General features: G+C 69.0%; 14 protein-coding genes. 9 read left to right on the forward strand and 5 right to left on the reverse strand.

Going from position 1 to position 16,775, the window contains the following annotated elements:
• Positions 1-8: 8 nt before the first annotated feature.
• The 8 genes from AC1DFU_RS09230 to AC1DFU_RS09265 all read left to right on the forward strand — a co-directional run bounded on the left by AC1DFU_RS09230 (position 9) and on the right by AC1DFU_RS09265 (position 10,565).
• On the forward strand, positions 9-905 hold the full coding sequence (locus AC1DFU_RS09230) for a LysR family transcriptional regulator (RefSeq protein ID WP_092294676.1): 897 nt from the start codon (positions 9-11) through the stop codon (positions 903-905).
• A 151-nt stretch (positions 906-1,056) separates the two neighbouring features.
• Positions 1,057-4,362, forward strand: coding sequence for an acetyl-CoA carboxylase family protein (locus tag AC1DFU_RS09235; protein ID WP_441592798.1), 3,306 nt, complete (start codon positions 1,057-1,059; stop codon positions 4,360-4,362).
• A gap of 31 nt (positions 4,363-4,393) precedes the next feature.
• Positions 4,394-6,118: an AMP-binding protein gene (locus AC1DFU_RS09240; RefSeq protein WP_441592799.1), complete on the forward strand. Its 1,725-nt coding sequence runs from the start codon at positions 4,394-4,396 to the stop codon at positions 6,116-6,118.
• A gap of 23 nt (positions 6,119-6,141) precedes the next feature.
• Positions 6,142-7,125, forward strand: coding sequence for a Bug family tripartite tricarboxylate transporter substrate binding protein (locus AC1DFU_RS09245; RefSeq protein ID WP_441592800.1), 984 nt, complete (start codon positions 6,142-6,144; stop codon positions 7,123-7,125).
• Positions 7,126-7,186: 61 nt separating this feature from the next.
• Positions 7,187-8,086, forward strand: a complete 900-nt coding sequence (locus AC1DFU_RS09250; protein ID WP_441592801.1) for a LysR family transcriptional regulator — start codon at positions 7,187-7,189, stop codon at positions 8,084-8,086.
• A 121-nt stretch (positions 8,087-8,207) separates the two neighbouring features.
• A complete protein-coding gene (locus tag AC1DFU_RS09255) occupies positions 8,208-8,819 on the forward strand; it encodes a glutathione S-transferase family protein (protein WP_441592802.1) in 612 nt (203 codons plus the stop codon).
• Positions 8,820-8,855: 36 nt separating this feature from the next.
• A complete protein-coding gene (locus tag AC1DFU_RS09260) occupies positions 8,856-9,797 on the forward strand; it encodes a pyridoxamine 5'-phosphate oxidase family protein (RefSeq protein ID WP_441592803.1) in 942 nt (313 codons plus the stop codon).
• A gap of 45 nt (positions 9,798-9,842) precedes the next feature.
• Entirely contained in the window at positions 9,843-10,565 is a 723-nt protein-coding gene (locus AC1DFU_RS09265) for an MgtC/SapB family protein (protein ID WP_092294664.1), read from the forward strand.
• Between the two features lie 36 nt (positions 10,566-10,601).
• On the opposite strand, the gene AC1DFU_RS09270 is transcribed toward AC1DFU_RS09265, so the two are convergent.
• The 3 genes from AC1DFU_RS09270 to AC1DFU_RS09280 all read right to left on the reverse strand — a co-directional run bounded on the left by AC1DFU_RS09270 (position 10,602) and on the right by AC1DFU_RS09280 (position 14,018).
• On the reverse strand, positions 10,602-11,102 hold the full coding sequence (locus AC1DFU_RS09270) for a GAF domain-containing protein (RefSeq protein WP_092294662.1): 501 nt from the start codon (positions 11,100-11,102) through the stop codon (positions 10,602-10,604).
• A gap of 6 nt (positions 11,103-11,108) precedes the next feature.
• Positions 11,109-12,092, reverse strand: a complete 984-nt coding sequence (locus AC1DFU_RS09275) for a Bug family tripartite tricarboxylate transporter substrate binding protein (RefSeq protein ID WP_092294660.1) — start codon at positions 12,090-12,092, stop codon at positions 11,109-11,111.
• 96 nt (positions 12,093-12,188) lie between these two features.
• On the reverse strand, positions 12,189-14,018 hold the full coding sequence (locus AC1DFU_RS09280) for a gamma-glutamyltransferase family protein (protein ID WP_092294658.1): 1,830 nt from the start codon (positions 14,016-14,018) through the stop codon (positions 12,189-12,191).
• 110 nt (positions 14,019-14,128) lie between these two features.
• Between AC1DFU_RS09280 and AC1DFU_RS09285 the strand changes: the two genes are divergently transcribed.
• On the forward strand, positions 14,129-15,070 hold the full coding sequence (locus tag AC1DFU_RS09285; protein WP_092294656.1) for a LysR family transcriptional regulator: 942 nt from the start codon (positions 14,129-14,131) through the stop codon (positions 15,068-15,070).
• Positions 15,071-15,208: 138 nt separating this feature from the next.
• Here the strand turns inward: AC1DFU_RS09285 and AC1DFU_RS09290 are convergent, their stop codons facing one another.
• Both AC1DFU_RS09290 and AC1DFU_RS09295 read right to left on the reverse strand, forming a co-directional pair.
• On the reverse strand, positions 15,209-15,670 hold the full coding sequence (locus AC1DFU_RS09290) for a GNAT family N-acetyltransferase (protein ID WP_441592804.1): 462 nt from the start codon (positions 15,668-15,670) through the stop codon (positions 15,209-15,211).
• 126 nt (positions 15,671-15,796) lie between these two features.
• Positions 15,797-16,744, reverse strand: a complete 948-nt coding sequence (locus AC1DFU_RS09295; RefSeq protein ID WP_255370812.1) for a LysR family transcriptional regulator — start codon at positions 16,742-16,744, stop codon at positions 15,797-15,799.
• Positions 16,745-16,775: the final 31 nt, after the last annotated feature.

The raw sequence follows: 16,775 nt of genomic DNA on the forward strand, positions 1-16,775 counted from the left end.
ATCTCGCCATGGACCTGCGCCAACTCCAGCAATTCGTCGTGCTCGCCGAAACCGGCAACTTCCACCGGGCGGCCGAGCGCCTGCATATGGCGCAGCCGCCGCTCTCGATCTCCATCCGCAAGCTGGAGGCGGATCTGGGCACGCCGCTGTTCGTGCGCACCACGCGCGGCGTGCGCCTCACGCAGGCCGGCGAGGCGGCGCTGGCCGATGCCCGGCGCGCGCTGTTCCACGCCGATCAGGCCCGGGCGGCTGCGCTCTCCGCCGCACATGGCGAGCGCGGCGCGCTGCGCGTCGGCTTTATCGGCTCGGCTACCTACGCGCTGCTGCCCCGGCTGATTCCGGCCTTCCGCGCGGCGCATCCCGGCATCGAACTGATCCTGCATGAGTCGACATCGGCCTCGATCCTGGACCGGCTCGAACGCGGGCAGGTGGATGCCGGCCTCGTGCGCTTCCCGATCCTGAGCGCCGGCCCCTTCACGCTGACGCCACTGGAGGAAGACACCTTCGTGGCCGCCGTGCCGGCCGACAGCCGCTTCGCCGCGCAGGAGTCCATCGCGCTCAAGGCACTGGCCGACGAGCCCTTCATCATGCATCCGAGCGCCGAGGTGCCCAACCAGCAGGCCGTGGCGATGCTGCTGTGCCAGCAGGCCGGATTCGTGCCGCGCGTGACGCAGGAGGCGGTGCAGGTGCAGACCATGGTCAGTCTGGTGGAAAGCGGCCTGGGCGTGGCGCTGGTGCCCGGCGTGACGGCCCGCTACACCAATCGGCGCGTGCGCTTCCTGCGGCTGTCGAGCCCCCGGCCCGCCGCGCGCATCGGCATTGCGCTGGCCACGCGCGAGGGCGCCGATGACCGCCACGTGCAGCACTTCACCACCGTGGCGCGGGGCATGATGCAGGACGGCTAGCGCCGTTCCGCAGCGCAGCACCGGTCATACAGGCCGTGCATGGCCGTAATGAAACTTGCGCCATGCGTGTCCGATTCACGTTGTGACCGGTGGCCGCCGCCCCTTACAGTCTGGCTTGCATCCCACGTCGTCAACCTCGGGAATCCAGCCAGTGAAGAAGCTTCTGATTGCAAATCGCGGCGAGATTGCGCTGCGTGTCCAACGGGCGGCCCAGGATCTTGGCATCGCCACGGTGGCCGTCTACGCCGCCGACGACGCCCAGTGCCGCCACCGCATGCTGGCCGACGAATCGGTGGCGCTACCGGGCAGCGGCCCGGCGGCCTACCTCGATATCGACGCGATGCTCGGCGCCGCGCGCGCCACCGGCGCCGATGCGATTCACCCCGGCTACGGCTTCCTGAGCGAGCGGGCCGACTTTGCGCAGGCGTGCGCCGATGCGGGCATCGTCTTCGTCGGCCCCACGCCCGAGCAGCTTGGGCTGTTCGGCGACAAGGGCCGCGCGCTGGCACTGGCGGCGCGCTGCGACGTGCCGGTCATGCCCGCCACGCCCGGTGGTGCCACGCTTGACGCCATCACGGCGTTCTTCCACGCCCAGCAAGGCAACGGGATCGTGCTGAAAGCCGTGGGCGGCGGTGGCGGGCGCGGCATGCGCATCGTGCGCGAGGCGGAGGCGCTCGCGGAAGCCTACGCGCGCTGCCGCTCGGAAGCGCGCAGCGCCTTCGGCGTGGACGAGATCTACGCGGAGCGGCTGGTCGAGCGCGCGCGCCATATCGAAGTGCAGATCGTGGGCGATGGGCGAGACGTGGTGGCGCTGGGCGAGCGCGACTGCACGCTGCAGCGGCGCTTCCAGAAGCTGGTCGAGATCGCCCCGAGCCCGGTGCTCACGGCGGGCCTGCGCGAGCGCATCCTCCATGCCGCCACCGTAATGGCGCGCGAGGTGGGCTATCGCAGCCTTGGGACGTTCGAGTTCCTCGTGGAGACCACGGAAGCCGGCGAGCCGCGCGGCTTCGTCTTTATCGAAGCGAACCCGCGCCTTCAGGTCGAGCACACGATAACCGAGCAGGTCACCGGCGTGGATCTGGTGGCGACGCAGCTTGCCCTCGCGCAGGGCCGCTCGCTGCGCGAGGCGGGGCTCGATCCGCAGGCGCCGCCCGCCCCGCGCGGCTATGCCATCCAGCTACGGATCAACGCCGAGGCCACCGACGCCCAGGGTCTCGCGCGGCCCGCGCAGGGCCGGCTCGAGCGCTTCGATCCGCCCAGCGGCCCGGACGTGCGCGTGGATACCCACGGCTACACCGGCTATGCCCCGCCGCCGGGCTATGACTCACTGCTGGCCAAGCTCATCGTCACCGCCGCCGCGCCGCGCTTCGACGACGCCGTGCGCCGACTGCGCCGCGCGCTGGCCGAGTTCCGCATCGACGGCGTGCCGACCAATATCGACCTGTTGCGGGCGCTGGTCGCGCGCGAGGACTTCGCCACCCAGCACGTGCATACGCGCCATTTCGAGGCGATCCTGCCAGAACTGCTGGAGCACGCGAGGCGCATCGCTGCCACGGCTGCCACCCGCGATGCCACCAGCGGCCAGCCCGCCGGCGTACCGGCCAGCGCGCTGGCTGCGGGCAGTGAAGCAGCGCCCGGCGAAGGCCTCATCGCCATCCGCGCGCCGATGAACGGCCGTGTGGTCGAGATGCGCGTCAACGAGGACGCCATCGTGCAGCCGGGCCAGACCGTGGCCATCCTCGACGCCATGAAGATGGAGCACACCATCGTCGCCGAGGCCGCCGGCCGCGTGATCGACGTGCGCCTCGGCGCCGGCGCGCAGACCACCGAGAACCAGATCCTGCTGGTGCTGGAGCCGATGGAGACCACCGGTGCAGCGCAGCACCGCACCGCAGGCGCCGATCCGCGCGCCGTACGACCAGACCTGCAGCGCGTGTTCGACCGCGACGCCTTCCTCGCCGACGCCGCCCGCCCGGACGCCGTGGCCAAGCGCCATGCCCGTGCCCAGCGCACCGCGCGCGAGAACGTGGCGGACCTGTGCGATGCCGACAGCTTCGTCGAGTACGGCGCCTACGCGGTGGCGGCGCAGGCCAGCCGGCGCAGCGCCGAGGACCTGATCGCCAACACCCCTGCCGATGGCCTGATCACCGGCACGGGGCGCGTCAACGGCGCCCGCTTCGCACCCGAGGCAGCCCGCTGCGCGGTGCTGGCCTATGACGCCACCGTGCTGGCCGGCACGCAGGGCAAGCGCAACCACATCAAGACTGACCGCATCCTGCAAGTCGCCGCGGACCAGAAGCTGCCCACGGTGATCTTTGCCGAAGGCGGCGGCGGCCGGCCCGGCGATGTCGATTTCCCGACCGTGGCCGGGCTCTACCAGCCGTCGTTCGCGGCGTTCGCCAGCCTGAGCGGCGAGGTGCCGGTGATCGGCATCGCGGCGGGCCGCTGCTTTGCCGGCAATGCCGCACTGCTCGGCTGCTGCGACGTCATCATCGCCACACGCGACGCCAACATCGGCATGGCCGGCCCGGCGATGATCGAGGGCGGCGGGCTGGGGGTGTATCGCCCCGAGGACATCGGCCCCGCTGCCGTGCAGTTCCAGAACGGCGTGGTGGACCTGCTCGTCGACAACGAGGCCGCTGCCGTGCAGGCCGCCAAGCACTATCTGTCGATGTTCCAGGGCCGCACGCAGGACTGGCAGGCGCCCGACCCGCTGCTGCTGCGCGGCGTGGTGCCCGAGAACCGCCTGCGCGTCTACGACACGCGGGCGGCCATGCAGGGCATTGCGGACGTGGACAGCCTGCTCGAACTGCGCGCCGGCTACGGCACGGGCGTGCATACGGCGCTCGCGCGCATCGCGGGGCGCCCGGTCGGCATCGTCGCCAACAACCCGCGCCACCTCGGCGGCGCTATCGACGTGGACGCCGCCGACAAGGCCGCGCGCTTCATGCAGCTGTGCGACACGCACGGGCTGCCCATCGTCTCGCTGATCGACACGCCGGGGTTCATGGTCGGCCCCGAGATCGAGACGCGCGCGCAGGTGCGGCACGTGTCCCGCCTGTTCGTGCTCGGCGCCAAGCTGCGCGTGCCGTTCATGGCCGTGGTGCTGCGCAAGGGCTACGGACTCGGTGCGATGGCGATGGCAGCCGGCGGCTTCCGCGCGCCGGCCTTCACCATCTCGTGGCCCACCGGCGAGTTCGGCGGGATGGGGCTGGAGGGCGCCGTGCGGCTAGGCTTCCGCAAGGAACTGGAGGCGCTGCCCGAAGGCCCCGAGCGCGACGCGCTCTATCAACAGCTGGTAGCGCAAATGTACGAGCGCGGCCACGCGATCAACGCCGCCGCCGGGCTGGAGATCGACGCCGTGATCGATCCCGCCGAGACACGCCGCTGGCTGCTGGCAGGGCTGGAACCCGCCCCGCGCGACATCCCGCCGCGCCGCTATGTAGACGCCTGGTAACCCCCTGTTCGTCCAACGCCCCGGAGACACGATGGAAGAGACCGCCTTCTTTGCCGACCTGGACGCCCGCCACGCCCGCATCTGGCCGGCTGGCCTGCCTACCGCCCCGCACTACCCGCACGGCGAGATCGGACTGGGTGACACCCTGCGCGCCTGGGCGCGCGTGCAGCCAGACCGCCCGGCGCTGGTCTACTACGGCACCACGCTGACCTATGCCGAACTCGACGACCTCAGCGAACGCTGCGCGGAGCTGCTGCGCGGCCACGGCGCCGGGCCGGGCGAGCGCGTGGCCGTGCTGCTCGGCAACTGCCCCCAGTTCCATATCGTGTTCTACGCGATCCTCAAGATTGGCGCGGTCTACGTGCCGGTCAACCCGCTGTTCAAGGAACACGAGCTGGCCTACGAGCTGAACGATGCCGGCGCCACCACCGTCATCGCGCTCGATTCGCTGGTGCCGATGCTGATGGCCGTGAAGGCGCAGACGCCCGTGGCCACGGTGTTCCGCACCTCGCCGGGCGAGTTCCTGCCGGCCCAGCCGACGCTGCCGGTGCCCGCCGGGCTGGATGCGCCGCCCGTCGAGCACGCCGGCACCATCGACCTGATGACCGCCGTGCGCCTGTGCACCGGCAACGTGCGCGACGCGCAGGTGGATCTGGACGCCCTGGCGGCGCTCAACTACACCGGCGGCACCACCGGCATGCCGAAGGGCTGCATGCACACGCAGCGGGACATGCTCTACACCGCCGCCGCCTCGCTGGCGGTGGCCAGCGGGCAGGCGGGCCGCGACCCGGCCCAGCCCTCTTCGGACGTGATGCTGAACTTCCTGCCGATGTTCTGGATCGCCGGTGAGAACCTCGGCCTGATCTACCCGATCTTCAGCGGCGCCACGCTGGTGCTGCTGGCGCGCTGGGACCCCTCGGCCGTGATGGCCGCCGTGGACCGCTACCGCGTGAACCGGACCTTCATGGTGGTGGACAGCATCGTCGAACTGCTCCAGCACCCGGACCTCCCCCGCCACGACCTGCGCACGCTGCAACACACGCGCGTGGCGTCGTTTATCCGCAAGCTCACGCCGGACCTGCGCCGCCAGTGGCAGGCGCTGACCGGCGGCATCCTGGCCGAGGGTGCCTGGGGCATGACCGAGACGCACACCAGCGACACCTTCACCACCGGCATGCAGACCGACGACATGGACCTGCACGGCCGCCCGATCTTCGTGGGCCTGCCCGTGCCCGGCACGCGCATCAAGATCTGCGATTTCGAGACCGGCAAGGTGCTGCCGGTGGGCGAGGAAGGCGAGATCGTGGTCAGCACGCCCTCGCTGTTCAAGGGCTACTGGGGCCGCCCGGAAGCCAACGCCGAGGTGTTCCGCAACGGCTGGTTCCATACCGGCGACATCGGCGCCTACGACGAGGCCGGCTATCTCCACTTCCTCGGTCGCCGCAAGGAGATGATCAAGGTGCGCGGCATGAGCGTGTTTCCGTCCGAGCTGGAAGTGCTGCTGGGCCGGCATCCGGCCGTGCTCGGCTCGGCCGTGGTGCCGCGGCCAGACCCGGAGCGCGGGCAGGTGCCCGTGGCCTTCATCCGGCTGCGCCCCGAGCATGCCGCCGTCACCGGCGACGACCTGCTGGGCTGGTGCCGCGAGCATATGGCGAGCTACAAGGTGCCGGAGATCCGCCTGGTGGCGGAACTGCCAATGACGGCCACCGGCAAGGTCCGCAAGGTGGAACTGCAGGCGCAGTTCGAGCAGAACTAACAAGACAAAAGAGGAGACACCCGATGAACACGCCGCGACGCACCCTGCTCAAACTGTCCGCCGCCACGCTCGGCGGCCTGGCCCTCGGCCGCCCCGCCTGGGCGCAGCAGCCCACCCCCTCCGGTCCGATCCGGATCGTACTGCCCTACCCGCCCGGCGGCTCCACGGACGCCATCACGCGCTTTATCGCGGACAAACTCGGTGCCTCGCTGAAGACCAGCGTGATCGTGGACAACCGCCCCGGCGCCGCCGGCATGATCGGCGCGGCGGCTGTGGCCTCGGCGGCGCCGGACGGCCGCACGCTGCTGTTCACCAACACCGCGCTGATCCAGAGTCCGCTGATCCAGCCGCAGCCGCTCTACAACCCGATGACCGACTTCGAGCCGCTGACGCTGGTGGCGGACGCCGCGCAGGTCTTTGTCGCCAGCGATGCCATCCCTGCCAAGACGCTGGCGGAGTACGTCGAGTACGCGCGCCAGAACCCCGGCTCGGCCTACGGCAGCCTGGGCGTGGGCTCCACCGGCCATCTGTACGGCGAACTGCTCAAGCGCCGCGCCAACCTCAACATCGTGCACGCGGCGTACAAGGGCGACACCGCCGCCATCGCGGACCTGCTCGCCAAGCAGTTGCCCGCCGGCTTCGTCTCCACGGTGATGGCCAAGACCTATGGCGACGCCGGCCGGATCAAGGTGCTCGCCACGCTGGGGCCGGCGCGGGTGCCGTCCATGCCGAACGTGCCGACCTTCGCCGAAGCCGGCTTCACGGGCTTCGAGTCGATCGGCTGGATCGGCATGCTCGCCCCGGCTAAAACGCCCGCCCCGCTGGTGCAGCGGCTGTCCGCCGAGATCGCGACCATCGTCAAATCCCCGGCCGGCGCCAAGATGCTGGCCGATAGCGGCATGCTGCCGCGCGGCACCACGGCGCCGGAGTTCGGCGCCCTGCTCAAGCGCGACCAGCAGGTGTGGCAGGCGCTGGTCAGCCAGTCGGGGATCAAGGTGGCGTCGTAAGGCGACGCTGTAAGCCTGCGCCTCCCGATATACTCCCCGGATCGTTTCAGGGAGACCTCGCGTGGATCGATTGCAGGCCATGAAGACCTTTGTCACCGTGGTGGAGAGCGGTGGCTTCACCGCGGCCGCGCGCAAGCTCGATATTTCGCTGTCGGTGGTCAGCCGCATCGTCACCGACCTCGAAGCCCACCTTGGCGTGCGGCTGCTCACGCGGACCACGCGGCTGGTGCGCCCGACGGACACCGGCGCCACCTACTACGAGAACTGCCGGCGCATCCTGGCCGAGATCGACGACGCCGAACTCGCCACCACGGGCGCCCACGCGGCGCCGCGCGGGCAGCTGTCGATCACGGCCTCGGTGCTGTTCGGCCGCCGCTTCGTCACGCCGATCGTGGTCGAGTACCTGCGACGCTACCCGGAGGTGGACGTCCACTGCCTGTTTATCGACCGCATCGTCAATTTCGTGGACGAGGGCATCGACGTCGGCATCCGCATTGGCGAGCTGCCCGCCTCCTCGCTCCAGGCGGTGCCGGTCGGCCATGTGCGGCGCGTGGTCTGCGCGTCGCCCGCCTACCTGGCGCAGCACGGGGTGCCGGCGACGCCGGCGGACCTGCCGGCGCACACCGTGATCCAGACCACCGGCATCTCCACCTTGCCGGAATGGCGCTTTCTCGCCGGCGGCGAGATGACGCCCACGCGCCTCGCCCCGCGCATGGCCACCACCACCAACGATTCGGCCATCGCGGCGGCCGTGGACGGCTTCGGGCTGGCGCGCGTGCTGTCGTACCAGATTGCCGATGAATTGCGCGACGGTCGCCTGCAGGTCGTGCTGGCCGATTTCGAGCCGGCGCCGCTGCCGATCAACGTGATCCATCGCGAGGGCCGCCACGCGATGCACAAGGTGCGCGCCTTCCTGGACCTCGCCATCGAGACGTTGCGCGCCGCGCCGTCCCTGCGCTAGAGCGGCTCGGCAGGCGGCAACTGGGCATTCTTCGCGTTGGCGCAAGAGTGCCTTCTGCCGGCGGCGGTTTTTCGTGCGCCGAAAGGCACCTATAGTCGGACCATCCCAACCAGGATCCGACATGAAACTGTATGCCTACCCCCTCTCCGGCCACTCGCACCGCGTGCGGCTGTTCCTCGCCCTGATCGGCCAGCCAGTCGAACTCATCGACGTGGACCTGCGCGCCGGCGCCCAGAAGGCCCCGGAATTCCTCGCCCTGAACCCGTTCGGCCAGGTGCCCGTGCTGGTGGATGGGGACACGGTGCTGCCGGACTCCAACGCGATCATGGTCTATCTGGCCAAAACGCTGGGCCGGACCGACTGGCTGCCCGAGACCCCCGCCGGCGCCGCCGCCGTGCAGCGCTGGCTGTCCGTGGCCGCGGGCGACCTCGCGGCCGGGCCGGCCTCGGCACGCCTGATTACGGTGTTCGGCGCGCCGCTGAACAGCGAGCAGGTCATTGCCCGGGCACATCTGGTGCTGGGCCGCATGAACCGCGCGCTGACAGGCCGCCAGTGGATTGCCGCCGATCAGCCGACGATTGCCGATGTGGCGCTGTACAGCTATACCGCCAGCGCGCCGGAAGGCTTTGTCGACCTGAGCGACTACACCCACGTGCGGCAATGGCTGGCGCGCGTGGAAACGCTGCCCGGCTTCGTGCCGTTCCAGAAGACCGCCGTCGGGCTCGCCGCCTGATTGCCGCCCCCGCCATCCACCCTACCGGAGCCCAACATGTCCTCCCACGCCGCCCTCCTCCCGGATCTGCCCTGGCATACCGGCGAACGCCTGCTGCAGGAGCGCGCCGGCGTGCAGGCGCGCATGGCAGAGGTCGGCCCGCGCGTGGTGCGGGACTACATGCCCGACCAGCATCGCGACTTCTTCCAACAGCTTCCGCTGGTCGTGCTCGGCACGGTGGCGCCGGATGGGCGCGTCTGGGCCACGCTGCGCGCCGGGGCGCCCGGCTTCCTCCACTCCCCGGACCCGCGCGTGCTGGACGTGGCAGTGGCGCGAGAGCCCGCCGACCCGGCCGACGCCGGCATGGACGACGGCAACGCCCTCGGCCTGCTCGGCATCGATCCCATGACGCGGCGCCGCAATCGCATGAACGGCCGGGTGGAGCGCACCGGCCCGGACGGCTTCCGGCTGGCCGTGGGCCAGAGCTTCGGCAACTGCCCGCAGTACATCCAGCAGCGCGCGTTCGATTTCACGCGCGACCCTGGGGTGGCGTCCGACCAGCCGCCGCAGGTCCTGCCGGCCCTGGACGAGCGGGCGCGCGCGCTGATCGCCGGCACGGATACCTTCTTCGTGGCGTCCTACGTGGATCTGGCCGATGGCAGCCGGCAGGTGGATGTATCCCATCGGGGCGGGCCGCGCGGCTTCGTCCGGCTCGATGCGGACGGCGGGCTGACGATTCCCGACTACTCGGGCAACCGCTTCTTCAATACGCTGGGAAATCTGGCCGCCAACCCGATTGCCGGACTGGCCTTCGTGGACTACACCACCGGCAACCTGCTCCAGCTTTCGGGCCGGGCCGAGGTGCTGACCGACTCCCCGGAGATCGCCAACTGGGAAGGCGCCGAACGGCTCTGGCGCGTGATACCGGACCGCGTGGTCTGGCGCGAGGCGGCGCTGCCGCTGGTCTGGCACGCCCCGGACGCTTTGCCCCGGCCATAGCCCTGTGACACAATCGCGCGACGCCTGGCCCCGGAGTCCGCGATCATGTCCCTGGAAGCGCTGCAAAACATCAATCCGCAATCGCTGCTCGATACGGCGATCAGCCTCGCCGCCGCGTTCGTGCTCGGCGGCATGATCGGCTACGAGCGCCAGTACCGCCAGCGCACGGCCGGGCTGCGCACCAATGTGCTGGTGGCCGTGGGCGCGGCGATCTTCGTCGATATGGCCAACCATCTCGCCGGCCACGATGGCGCGGTGCGCGTGGTGGCCTACGTGGTGTCCGGCATCGGTTTCCTGGGCGCCGGCGTGATCATGCGCGAGGAAGGCAATGTGCGCGGCCTCAACACGGCGGCCACGCTGTGGGGCTCGGCGGCGGTCGGCGCGTGCGCCGGGGCGGACCTGATCATGGAGGCGGCCATCGGCGCGCTGTTCGTGCTGGCCGCCAACACGCTGCTGCGGCCCGTGGTGGACCGCATCAACCGCCAGCCCATCGACACGCCCGCCGTGGAAGTCACCCATACCGTGCACGTGATTACTGCGCGCGAGCACCAGAAACTCGCCATGCGGCTGCTGGAGGAAGCGCTGGATGCGGCCGACTTCCCCACCCGTGACCTGGAGGTGCGGGCGTTCGGTGAACAGGATGTGGAGATCGAAGCGGTGCTGGCAGCCGCCTCGGTGGAGGGCGACGCGCTGGACGCGATGGTGGCCAGGCTGGGCGCCACGAGCGTGGTCAGCCAGGCCTTCTGGAGCGCCAGCACCACCGAGTAGCAGCGCCGGCGCCGGGGTTCAACGGCTTATGCGGCTTTAGCGGTTGGCGGCGAGCGCCGCCACGGCGGGCAGGGCCATCTGGCCAAGCACGCGCAGCACGGTGATCTGGTCACCGGTCCAGCTTTCCACGGCGGTCAGGTAGTTAAAGGTGCCGATCACCCGGCCGCCCTCGCAGAGCGGCACGTTGACCACGCCATTCAGACCCAGGCCACGGATCACGGCGATGTCGTCGAAGACGGCGGCCAGCGCCGCGTCGCCCTCGCCGACGAACACCTCGCCGCGCACCAGCAACTGGCGCGTCCAGGACGTGTCGCCCTTGACCTTCTTCCCACCCACCGGGTAGGCGGCCGGATCGGACGACCACAGCCGCCCGATCTCGCCGGTCTCGGCCTGCCACGTATTGATCGTCAGCAGGCCGGGGCCGAGCAGGTCCAGCGTGGCCTGCCCCACCGCATCCATCACGGCCACCGGCGTCGCCGCGTGGCGCAACTGGTCGCACAGCGTATTCAGCCGCGCCAGGTTGGCGAGTTCTACCATCGACGCTTACTCCGCCTTGATGCCGAGTTCGCGGATCAGCTTGCCGTAGCGGTCCGCGTCACGGCGCAGGATCTTGCCGAACGCCTGCGGCGTGGACGTGGTGGTCTCCACGCCGATGCTGTCCATCTTGGCCTTCACTTCCGGCAGCGTCATGATCCGGTTGATCTCGCTGTTCAGGCGCGTCACCAGCTCGGCCGGCATGTTCTTCGGGCCGAAGGCGCCGTACCACACGGACAGCTCATAGCCGGGCAGGGTCTCGCCCACCGTGGGCACGTCCGGCAGCAGCGGCGAGCGCTTGGCTTCGGTCACCGCCAGCAGGCGCAGCTTGCCGGCCTTCACGTGCGGCAGCGTCTGGGTGCCGGCGGAGAACAGCAGTTGCGTCTGGCCTGCCACGAGATCCACCACGGCCGGGGCGCCGCCCTTGTACGGCACGTGGAGCATGTCCACGCCGGCCATCTTGGCGAACAGCACCGCGCTCAGGTGGTTGGTGGAGCCGGAGCCGGCGCTGGCGTAGGCCAGCTTGCCCGGATTGGCCTTGGCGTAGGCAATCAGTTCCTTGACGTTCTTCGCCGGCACCGACGGATGCACCACCATGGTGTTCGTCACGTAGGCCAGCAGCCCCAGCGGGGTGAAGTCCTCCACGCCCTTGAACGGCATGTTGGGCATCAGCGAGGGGTTCATCGCGTGGGTGCTCATCGAGCCAATCAGCAGCGTGTAGCCGTCCGGCTGGGCCCGGGCGACCGTGGCCGAGCCGATATTGCCCGAGGCGCCGGGGCGGTTGTCGACGATGACCGGCTGGCCGAGCGACTTGGTCAGGTGTTCGGACAGCACGCGCGCCAGGATGTCCGTGGAGCCGCCGGCGGCCCAGGGCACGATCAGCGTGATCGGTTTTGTCGGATAGGCATCGGCGGCACCAGCCCCCGAAATGGCGGCGAACGACATTGCCAGCGCGGCGGCGCCGCACAGCAGGCTCTTGACTACGGACCTCATGACTGCAACTCCCTCTGTCTTCGTGCGGACCGCCCCGTGCGGGCCGACTGTTTGTGCGATACCGCTATCGCGATACCTTCCATGCCTGCCGCCCCGTCAGCGGCCCACGGCATAGCCTTGCATCCCACGCGCATTGGCGCCCGCGCGCAGCACCAGCCGGCCCTGGGCATCGCGCTCGCGCGAGCAGGCCGACATGCGGCCCTCGGACCAGTCGTCGCCCACGCGCACCTCGTGCCCGCGCGCGCGCAGCGCCTCCAGCGTGGCCGCCGGAAAGCGCGACTCGATGCTGATGCGGTTGAGCACGGTCTGGCGCGGCCAGAACGAACCCGGGAAATGATCGATATGCCAGGCCGGCGCGTCGATGGCCTCCTGGAGGTTCATGCCATGCACGGCATGACGCAGGAAGAATGCCAGGGACCACTGGTCCTGCTGGTCGCCACCAGGCGTGCCGAAGACCATGTACGGCTCCCCGTCGCGCAGCGCCATCGACGGCGACAGCGTGGTGCACGGGCGCTTGCCCGGTGCCAGCGTGTTCGGCAGGCCCGGCTCGAGCCAGGTCATCTGCAGGCGCGTGTTCAGCGCGAAGCCGAGCGACGGAATCGTCGGGCTCGACGACAGCCAGCCGCCGGACGGCGTGGCCGCCACCATGTTGCCGTGGCGGTCGATCACGTCGATATGGCAGGTATCGCCCACGAACAGCTCGCGCTCGGCCCATTCGGTCACGGGCGGCAGCGCGGCAAAGGTGGGCTCGCCCACGCCGAAGCGCACGTCGGCGGTGGCCAGCGTGCGCGTGGCGACGTCGAGGTCCGGCATGCGCGGCGCCTCGCCCTTCAGCGTGCCCGCCGTCATGGTCAGCGCGGCCTGCTCGCCGATGCCCGCCGCGCGCGCGGCCAGGTAGTGCGGATTGAGCAGCGCGCAGAGCTTGCTTTCGGTGAAGCGGGGGTCGCCGTACCAGGCGGTACGGTCGGCCATCGCCAGCTTGGCGGCCTCGGCAATCTTGTGGACGAATTCGGGGGACGTGGGCGCGTGGGCTTCCAGCCCGGCGTGGCGCAGCATGCCGAGCTGCTGCAGGAACATCGGACCCTGGCTCCAGATATCGCACTTGGCCACGGTATAGCGGCCGAAGTCCAGCGTCACCGGGGCTTCTACCGTGGGCGCCCACTGGGCGAGGTCGTCGTAGCGCAGCAGGCCGGTGTGCTTCTCGCCGGTGGTGTCGCGCACCGGGGTGTCGCGGCAGTAGGCGTCGATGGCCTTGGCCACGAAGCCGCGGTACCAGCAGTCCATGGCGGCATCGATCTGGCCCGTGCGGGAGTCGCTCGCGGACTGGGCCGTCTCGATAATGCGGGTATAGGTGTCGGCCAGCACCGGCAGCCGGTGGAGCGCGCCGGGGCGCGGCACCTTGCCGTCCGGCAGCCACGTATCAGCCGAGCTGTGCCATTCGTCGCGGAACAGCGACTGCACGGCCAGGATGGCCTGCGAGATACGCGGCACCAGCGGGAAGCCATCGCGCGCATAGCCGATGGCGGGCGCGAGCACGTCCGCCAGCGACCACGTGCCGTGGTCGCGCAACATGGTCAGCCACGCGCCGAACGCGCCGGGCACGGTGGCGGGCATCAGGCCGATGCCGGGCATCAGCTCCATACCCTGGGCGCGCAGCGCCTCGGGGTCCGCCAGCGCGGGCGCGGGGCCCTGGCCGCAGACCGAGCGCATCGCGCGCGTCTTTTCATCCCAATACAGGATCGGCACTTCGCCGCCCGGGCCGTTCAGGTGCGGTTCCACGACCTGGAGCACAAAGCCCCCGGCGACGGCCGCATCGTAGGCATTGCCGCCCCGCTCGAGCACGCCCATCGCGGTCTGCGTGGCAAGCCAGTGGGTGGAGGCGGCAACGCCGAAGGTGCCAACGATTTCCGGACGGGTGGTGAACATGGCCTAATGACTGGTATCGAATGCATTTGAGTATAGGAGCCCGGAATAACTGCAAACGGCGAAAAAATTATTGTTGCATTACCATTTGGTTATATCGCTCCTTCGCCATCATGCCCATTTCGTCCGACAAGCTGCTCCACAACGTGGTCTCGCGCCTGCGCCTGCGCCATCTGCCGCTGCTGCTGGCGCTCGAGCGCCAGCGCTCTGTCTCGCGCGTGGCCGCCGAACTCAATCTCTCCCAGCCGGCCGTGACCAAGGCGCTGCGCGAGATCGAGGACATCTTCCTGACGCCGCTGTTCACCCGCACCCGGCAGGGCCTGGAGCCGACACCGACCGGCGTGGCCGTGCTGGCCCACGCGCGCACGGCGCTGGCCGATGCCGAGGCGCTGGGGCGCGAGCTGACGGTGATCGAGGCCGGCCTGCGCGGGCGGCTGCGGATCGGCGTGATTCCCTACGTGGCGCGCGGCGTGCTCGATGCCGCGCTGGACTTCGGCCTGCGCCACACGCCGCGCATCTCGATGCTGGTACGGGAGGGGACCACCGACGAACTGGTCAACGCGCTGCGCCAGCACGAACTCGATTGCGTGATCGCGCGCTCGTTCTACCTGGCGGGCGAGGATATCGTCCAGCAGCCGCTGTATCGGGAGGAACCGGTGCTGGTGGTGCCGGCGGACGCCGCCGCGCGGCTCTCCCGGGCGGGGCTGGACTGGAAACGCCTGTCGGAGCGGGACTGGATCCTGCCGCCCCCGCACACGCCGGTGCGCCGCACCATCAATACGATGTTCGCGGTGGCCGGCGTGGCGCCGCCGCTGCCCACGGTCGAAACCTACTCGATCAAGCCGATGGCCACCCTGCTGCGCCGCCAGCCGGACGCCATCACCATCGTGCCGCGCTCGGTGGCCGCCGAACTGGTGGAACTGGGCGGTGCCGCCACCCTGCCCTTTGCGCTGAGCTGGGACTTGCCGCCCGTCGGCCTCATGTGGCGACGGGGGCTGGAAGATAACGAATTGATGACGTCGCTGGTGGAGGCGCTGCGAGAAGCGGCTCAATAGTCACTTCACTCAGAGTGCGTGCCCTCCGTGCGAGGGGACGCCATGTCTCATACATTCATGGACAATGTGCTTGTCGTGATTGACCCCTCGACATTTGTACCCGCACCCGCGACGGCTTCGTCGCGGGCTTTTTTTTGGTCAAAGCATCTTCCGCATCAGGGCGTTTTCCAGCGTCACGCCCCGACAGACTGGGAAATTCCGTTCGACCACGTGAAAACCGTGGCGCGCGAAAAAGGGCTCGGCCGTCTTGCTCACGTTTGAGGTGAGTGCCGTTATCCCCAGATTCACGGCCTCCTCGTGAATACGCGTCATCAGCAGGGTCCCGATTCCCTGCCGGGGATGGAAACCCGACACATAGAAGTGATCGATGTAGCCGTTGGGCTGAACGTCGGCATAACCGACGATCTCATTATCTAGTTCGACGACGAAGGGCCGGAGCTTTTGGACCCGCGGTGCCCATAGGGCCATGTCAAAGTCGGCTGGCGCCCAGGCTGCGATTTGCTCGGGGGAATAGTCCCTGGCGGCGATTTCGTGGATGGCGGTGAAGAACACGCGGAACAACGCTGGTTCATCGCCTGGTTGGAAGCTTCGGAGGTTCACGGGGGTCTTCGCAAGGCGACGTTGGAAAGCACCAGTCTGTCACACGTGAGCCGCGAGGCGGCGTGGATTGCTGTGGCGTACGGCGTGTGGATCGCGTCCCGATAAGAGCGATTCGCGTGCGCTGTCTTACCGCATCATGCGTACCCGCCTTTCCGCAAGGTCATAGGGTCCCCGCTTGAAATTGCATACATTGCCAGCCGTTTCTGAGATGACATCCAGGGCCCGCGAGAAACCGGATTGCCGATACACGGCCGAGTAGATGAGGGGAGGCGGCATTGGATCGGTCCGGACTACGCGCAGCAGGCCGTCATTGATATCCGAGGCGAAGTAGTCGACCGCTAATTGACTGACGCCCAGTCCCTCGATCGTTAACTCCCGCAACACCGTGAGGCTGTTGGTGGAAAAGACCTTCTTGAACTGGAATCCGTGTTCACGGTTCCAGGAACCATAGAACGCATTCTTTGCAGAGCCGGCCGCCTGTTGCAACACCGGATATTCGGCAAGCTCATTGGGCTTGAGTGGGCGATCGGGGATGTCCAGCTTTGGGCTGGCCATCCAGAGATCCTCCACCCGGCCAACTTCGACACACCGGTAGGCATCGCCCCAGTACGTCCCGGGCAAAATGGTCAGATCAATCGTATTGGCTTCCAGCGCGGCGAACAGGCTTAGGCCAGCATCGACCACGGGCTCGATCTCGAGTGCGGGGTGCGTCAACTTCAATTCGCGCAACAGGCGTGTCAGCCATGTCAGCGCCACGAGTTCGGTCACGCCGATGCGGAACGTGCCGCGCACTTCGTTGTCCAGGCCGACCTCTCGCGCAATTCGGTCCTTGAGCACCATCGACTCTTCGGCAATCGGCATGAGCCGCGCGCCAGCCTGCGTAGGGACGAGACCCTTGGGCATGCGGTGCACCAGTTGCACGCCCAGTGCCTGTTCGAGTTCGATCACGCGCTTCGAGACGGCTGATTGCGTCGTAAACAGCTTGGCGGCCGCGACGGTGAATGACGCGCTCGTGACGCTGAAATAGAAGGCTTCAAGTTGCTTTAATGTCACATTCACGGTTTTTTCACCCATTGAATGACGGATTAGGCACCACTATGAAGCA

Source organism: Cupriavidus sp. 10L45, assembly GCF_056395225.1.

Bases quoted from the DNA above. Each gene is read 5' to 3' on its own strand.
- AC1DFU_RS09230 (WP_092294676.1), top strand. From the start codon at position 9: ATGGACCTGCGCCAACTCCAGCAATTCGTCGTGCTCGCCGAAACCGGC.
- AC1DFU_RS09240 (WP_441592799.1), top strand. From the start codon at position 4,394: ATGGAAGAGACCGCCTTCTTTGCCGACCTGGACGCCCGCCACGCCCGC.
- AC1DFU_RS09245 (WP_441592800.1), top strand. From the start codon at position 6,142: ATGAACACGCCGCGACGCACCCTGCTCAAACTGTCCGCCGCCACGCTC.
- AC1DFU_RS09255 (WP_441592802.1), top strand. From the start codon at position 8,208: ATGAAACTGTATGCCTACCCCCTCTCCGGCCACTCGCACCGCGTGCGG.
- AC1DFU_RS09260 (WP_441592803.1), top strand. From the start codon at position 8,856: ATGTCCTCCCACGCCGCCCTCCTCCCGGATCTGCCCTGGCATACCGGC.
- AC1DFU_RS09265 (WP_092294664.1), top strand. From the start codon at position 9,843: ATGTCCCTGGAAGCGCTGCAAAACATCAATCCGCAATCGCTGCTCGAT.
- AC1DFU_RS09270 (WP_092294662.1), bottom strand. From the start codon at position 11,102: ATGGTAGAACTCGCCAACCTGGCGCGGCTGAATACGCTGTGCGACCAG.
- AC1DFU_RS09275 (WP_092294660.1), bottom strand. From the start codon at position 12,092: ATGAGGTCCGTAGTCAAGAGCCTGCTGTGCGGCGCCGCCGCGCTGGCA.
- AC1DFU_RS09280 (WP_092294658.1), bottom strand. From the start codon at position 14,018: ATGTTCACCACCCGTCCGGAAATCGTTGGCACCTTCGGCGTTGCCGCC.
- AC1DFU_RS09285 (WP_092294656.1), top strand. From the start codon at position 14,129: ATGCCCATTTCGTCCGACAAGCTGCTCCACAACGTGGTCTCGCGCCTG.
- AC1DFU_RS09295 (WP_255370812.1), bottom strand. From the start codon at position 16,744: ATGGGTGAAAAAACCGTGAATGTGACATTAAAGCAACTTGAAGCCTTC.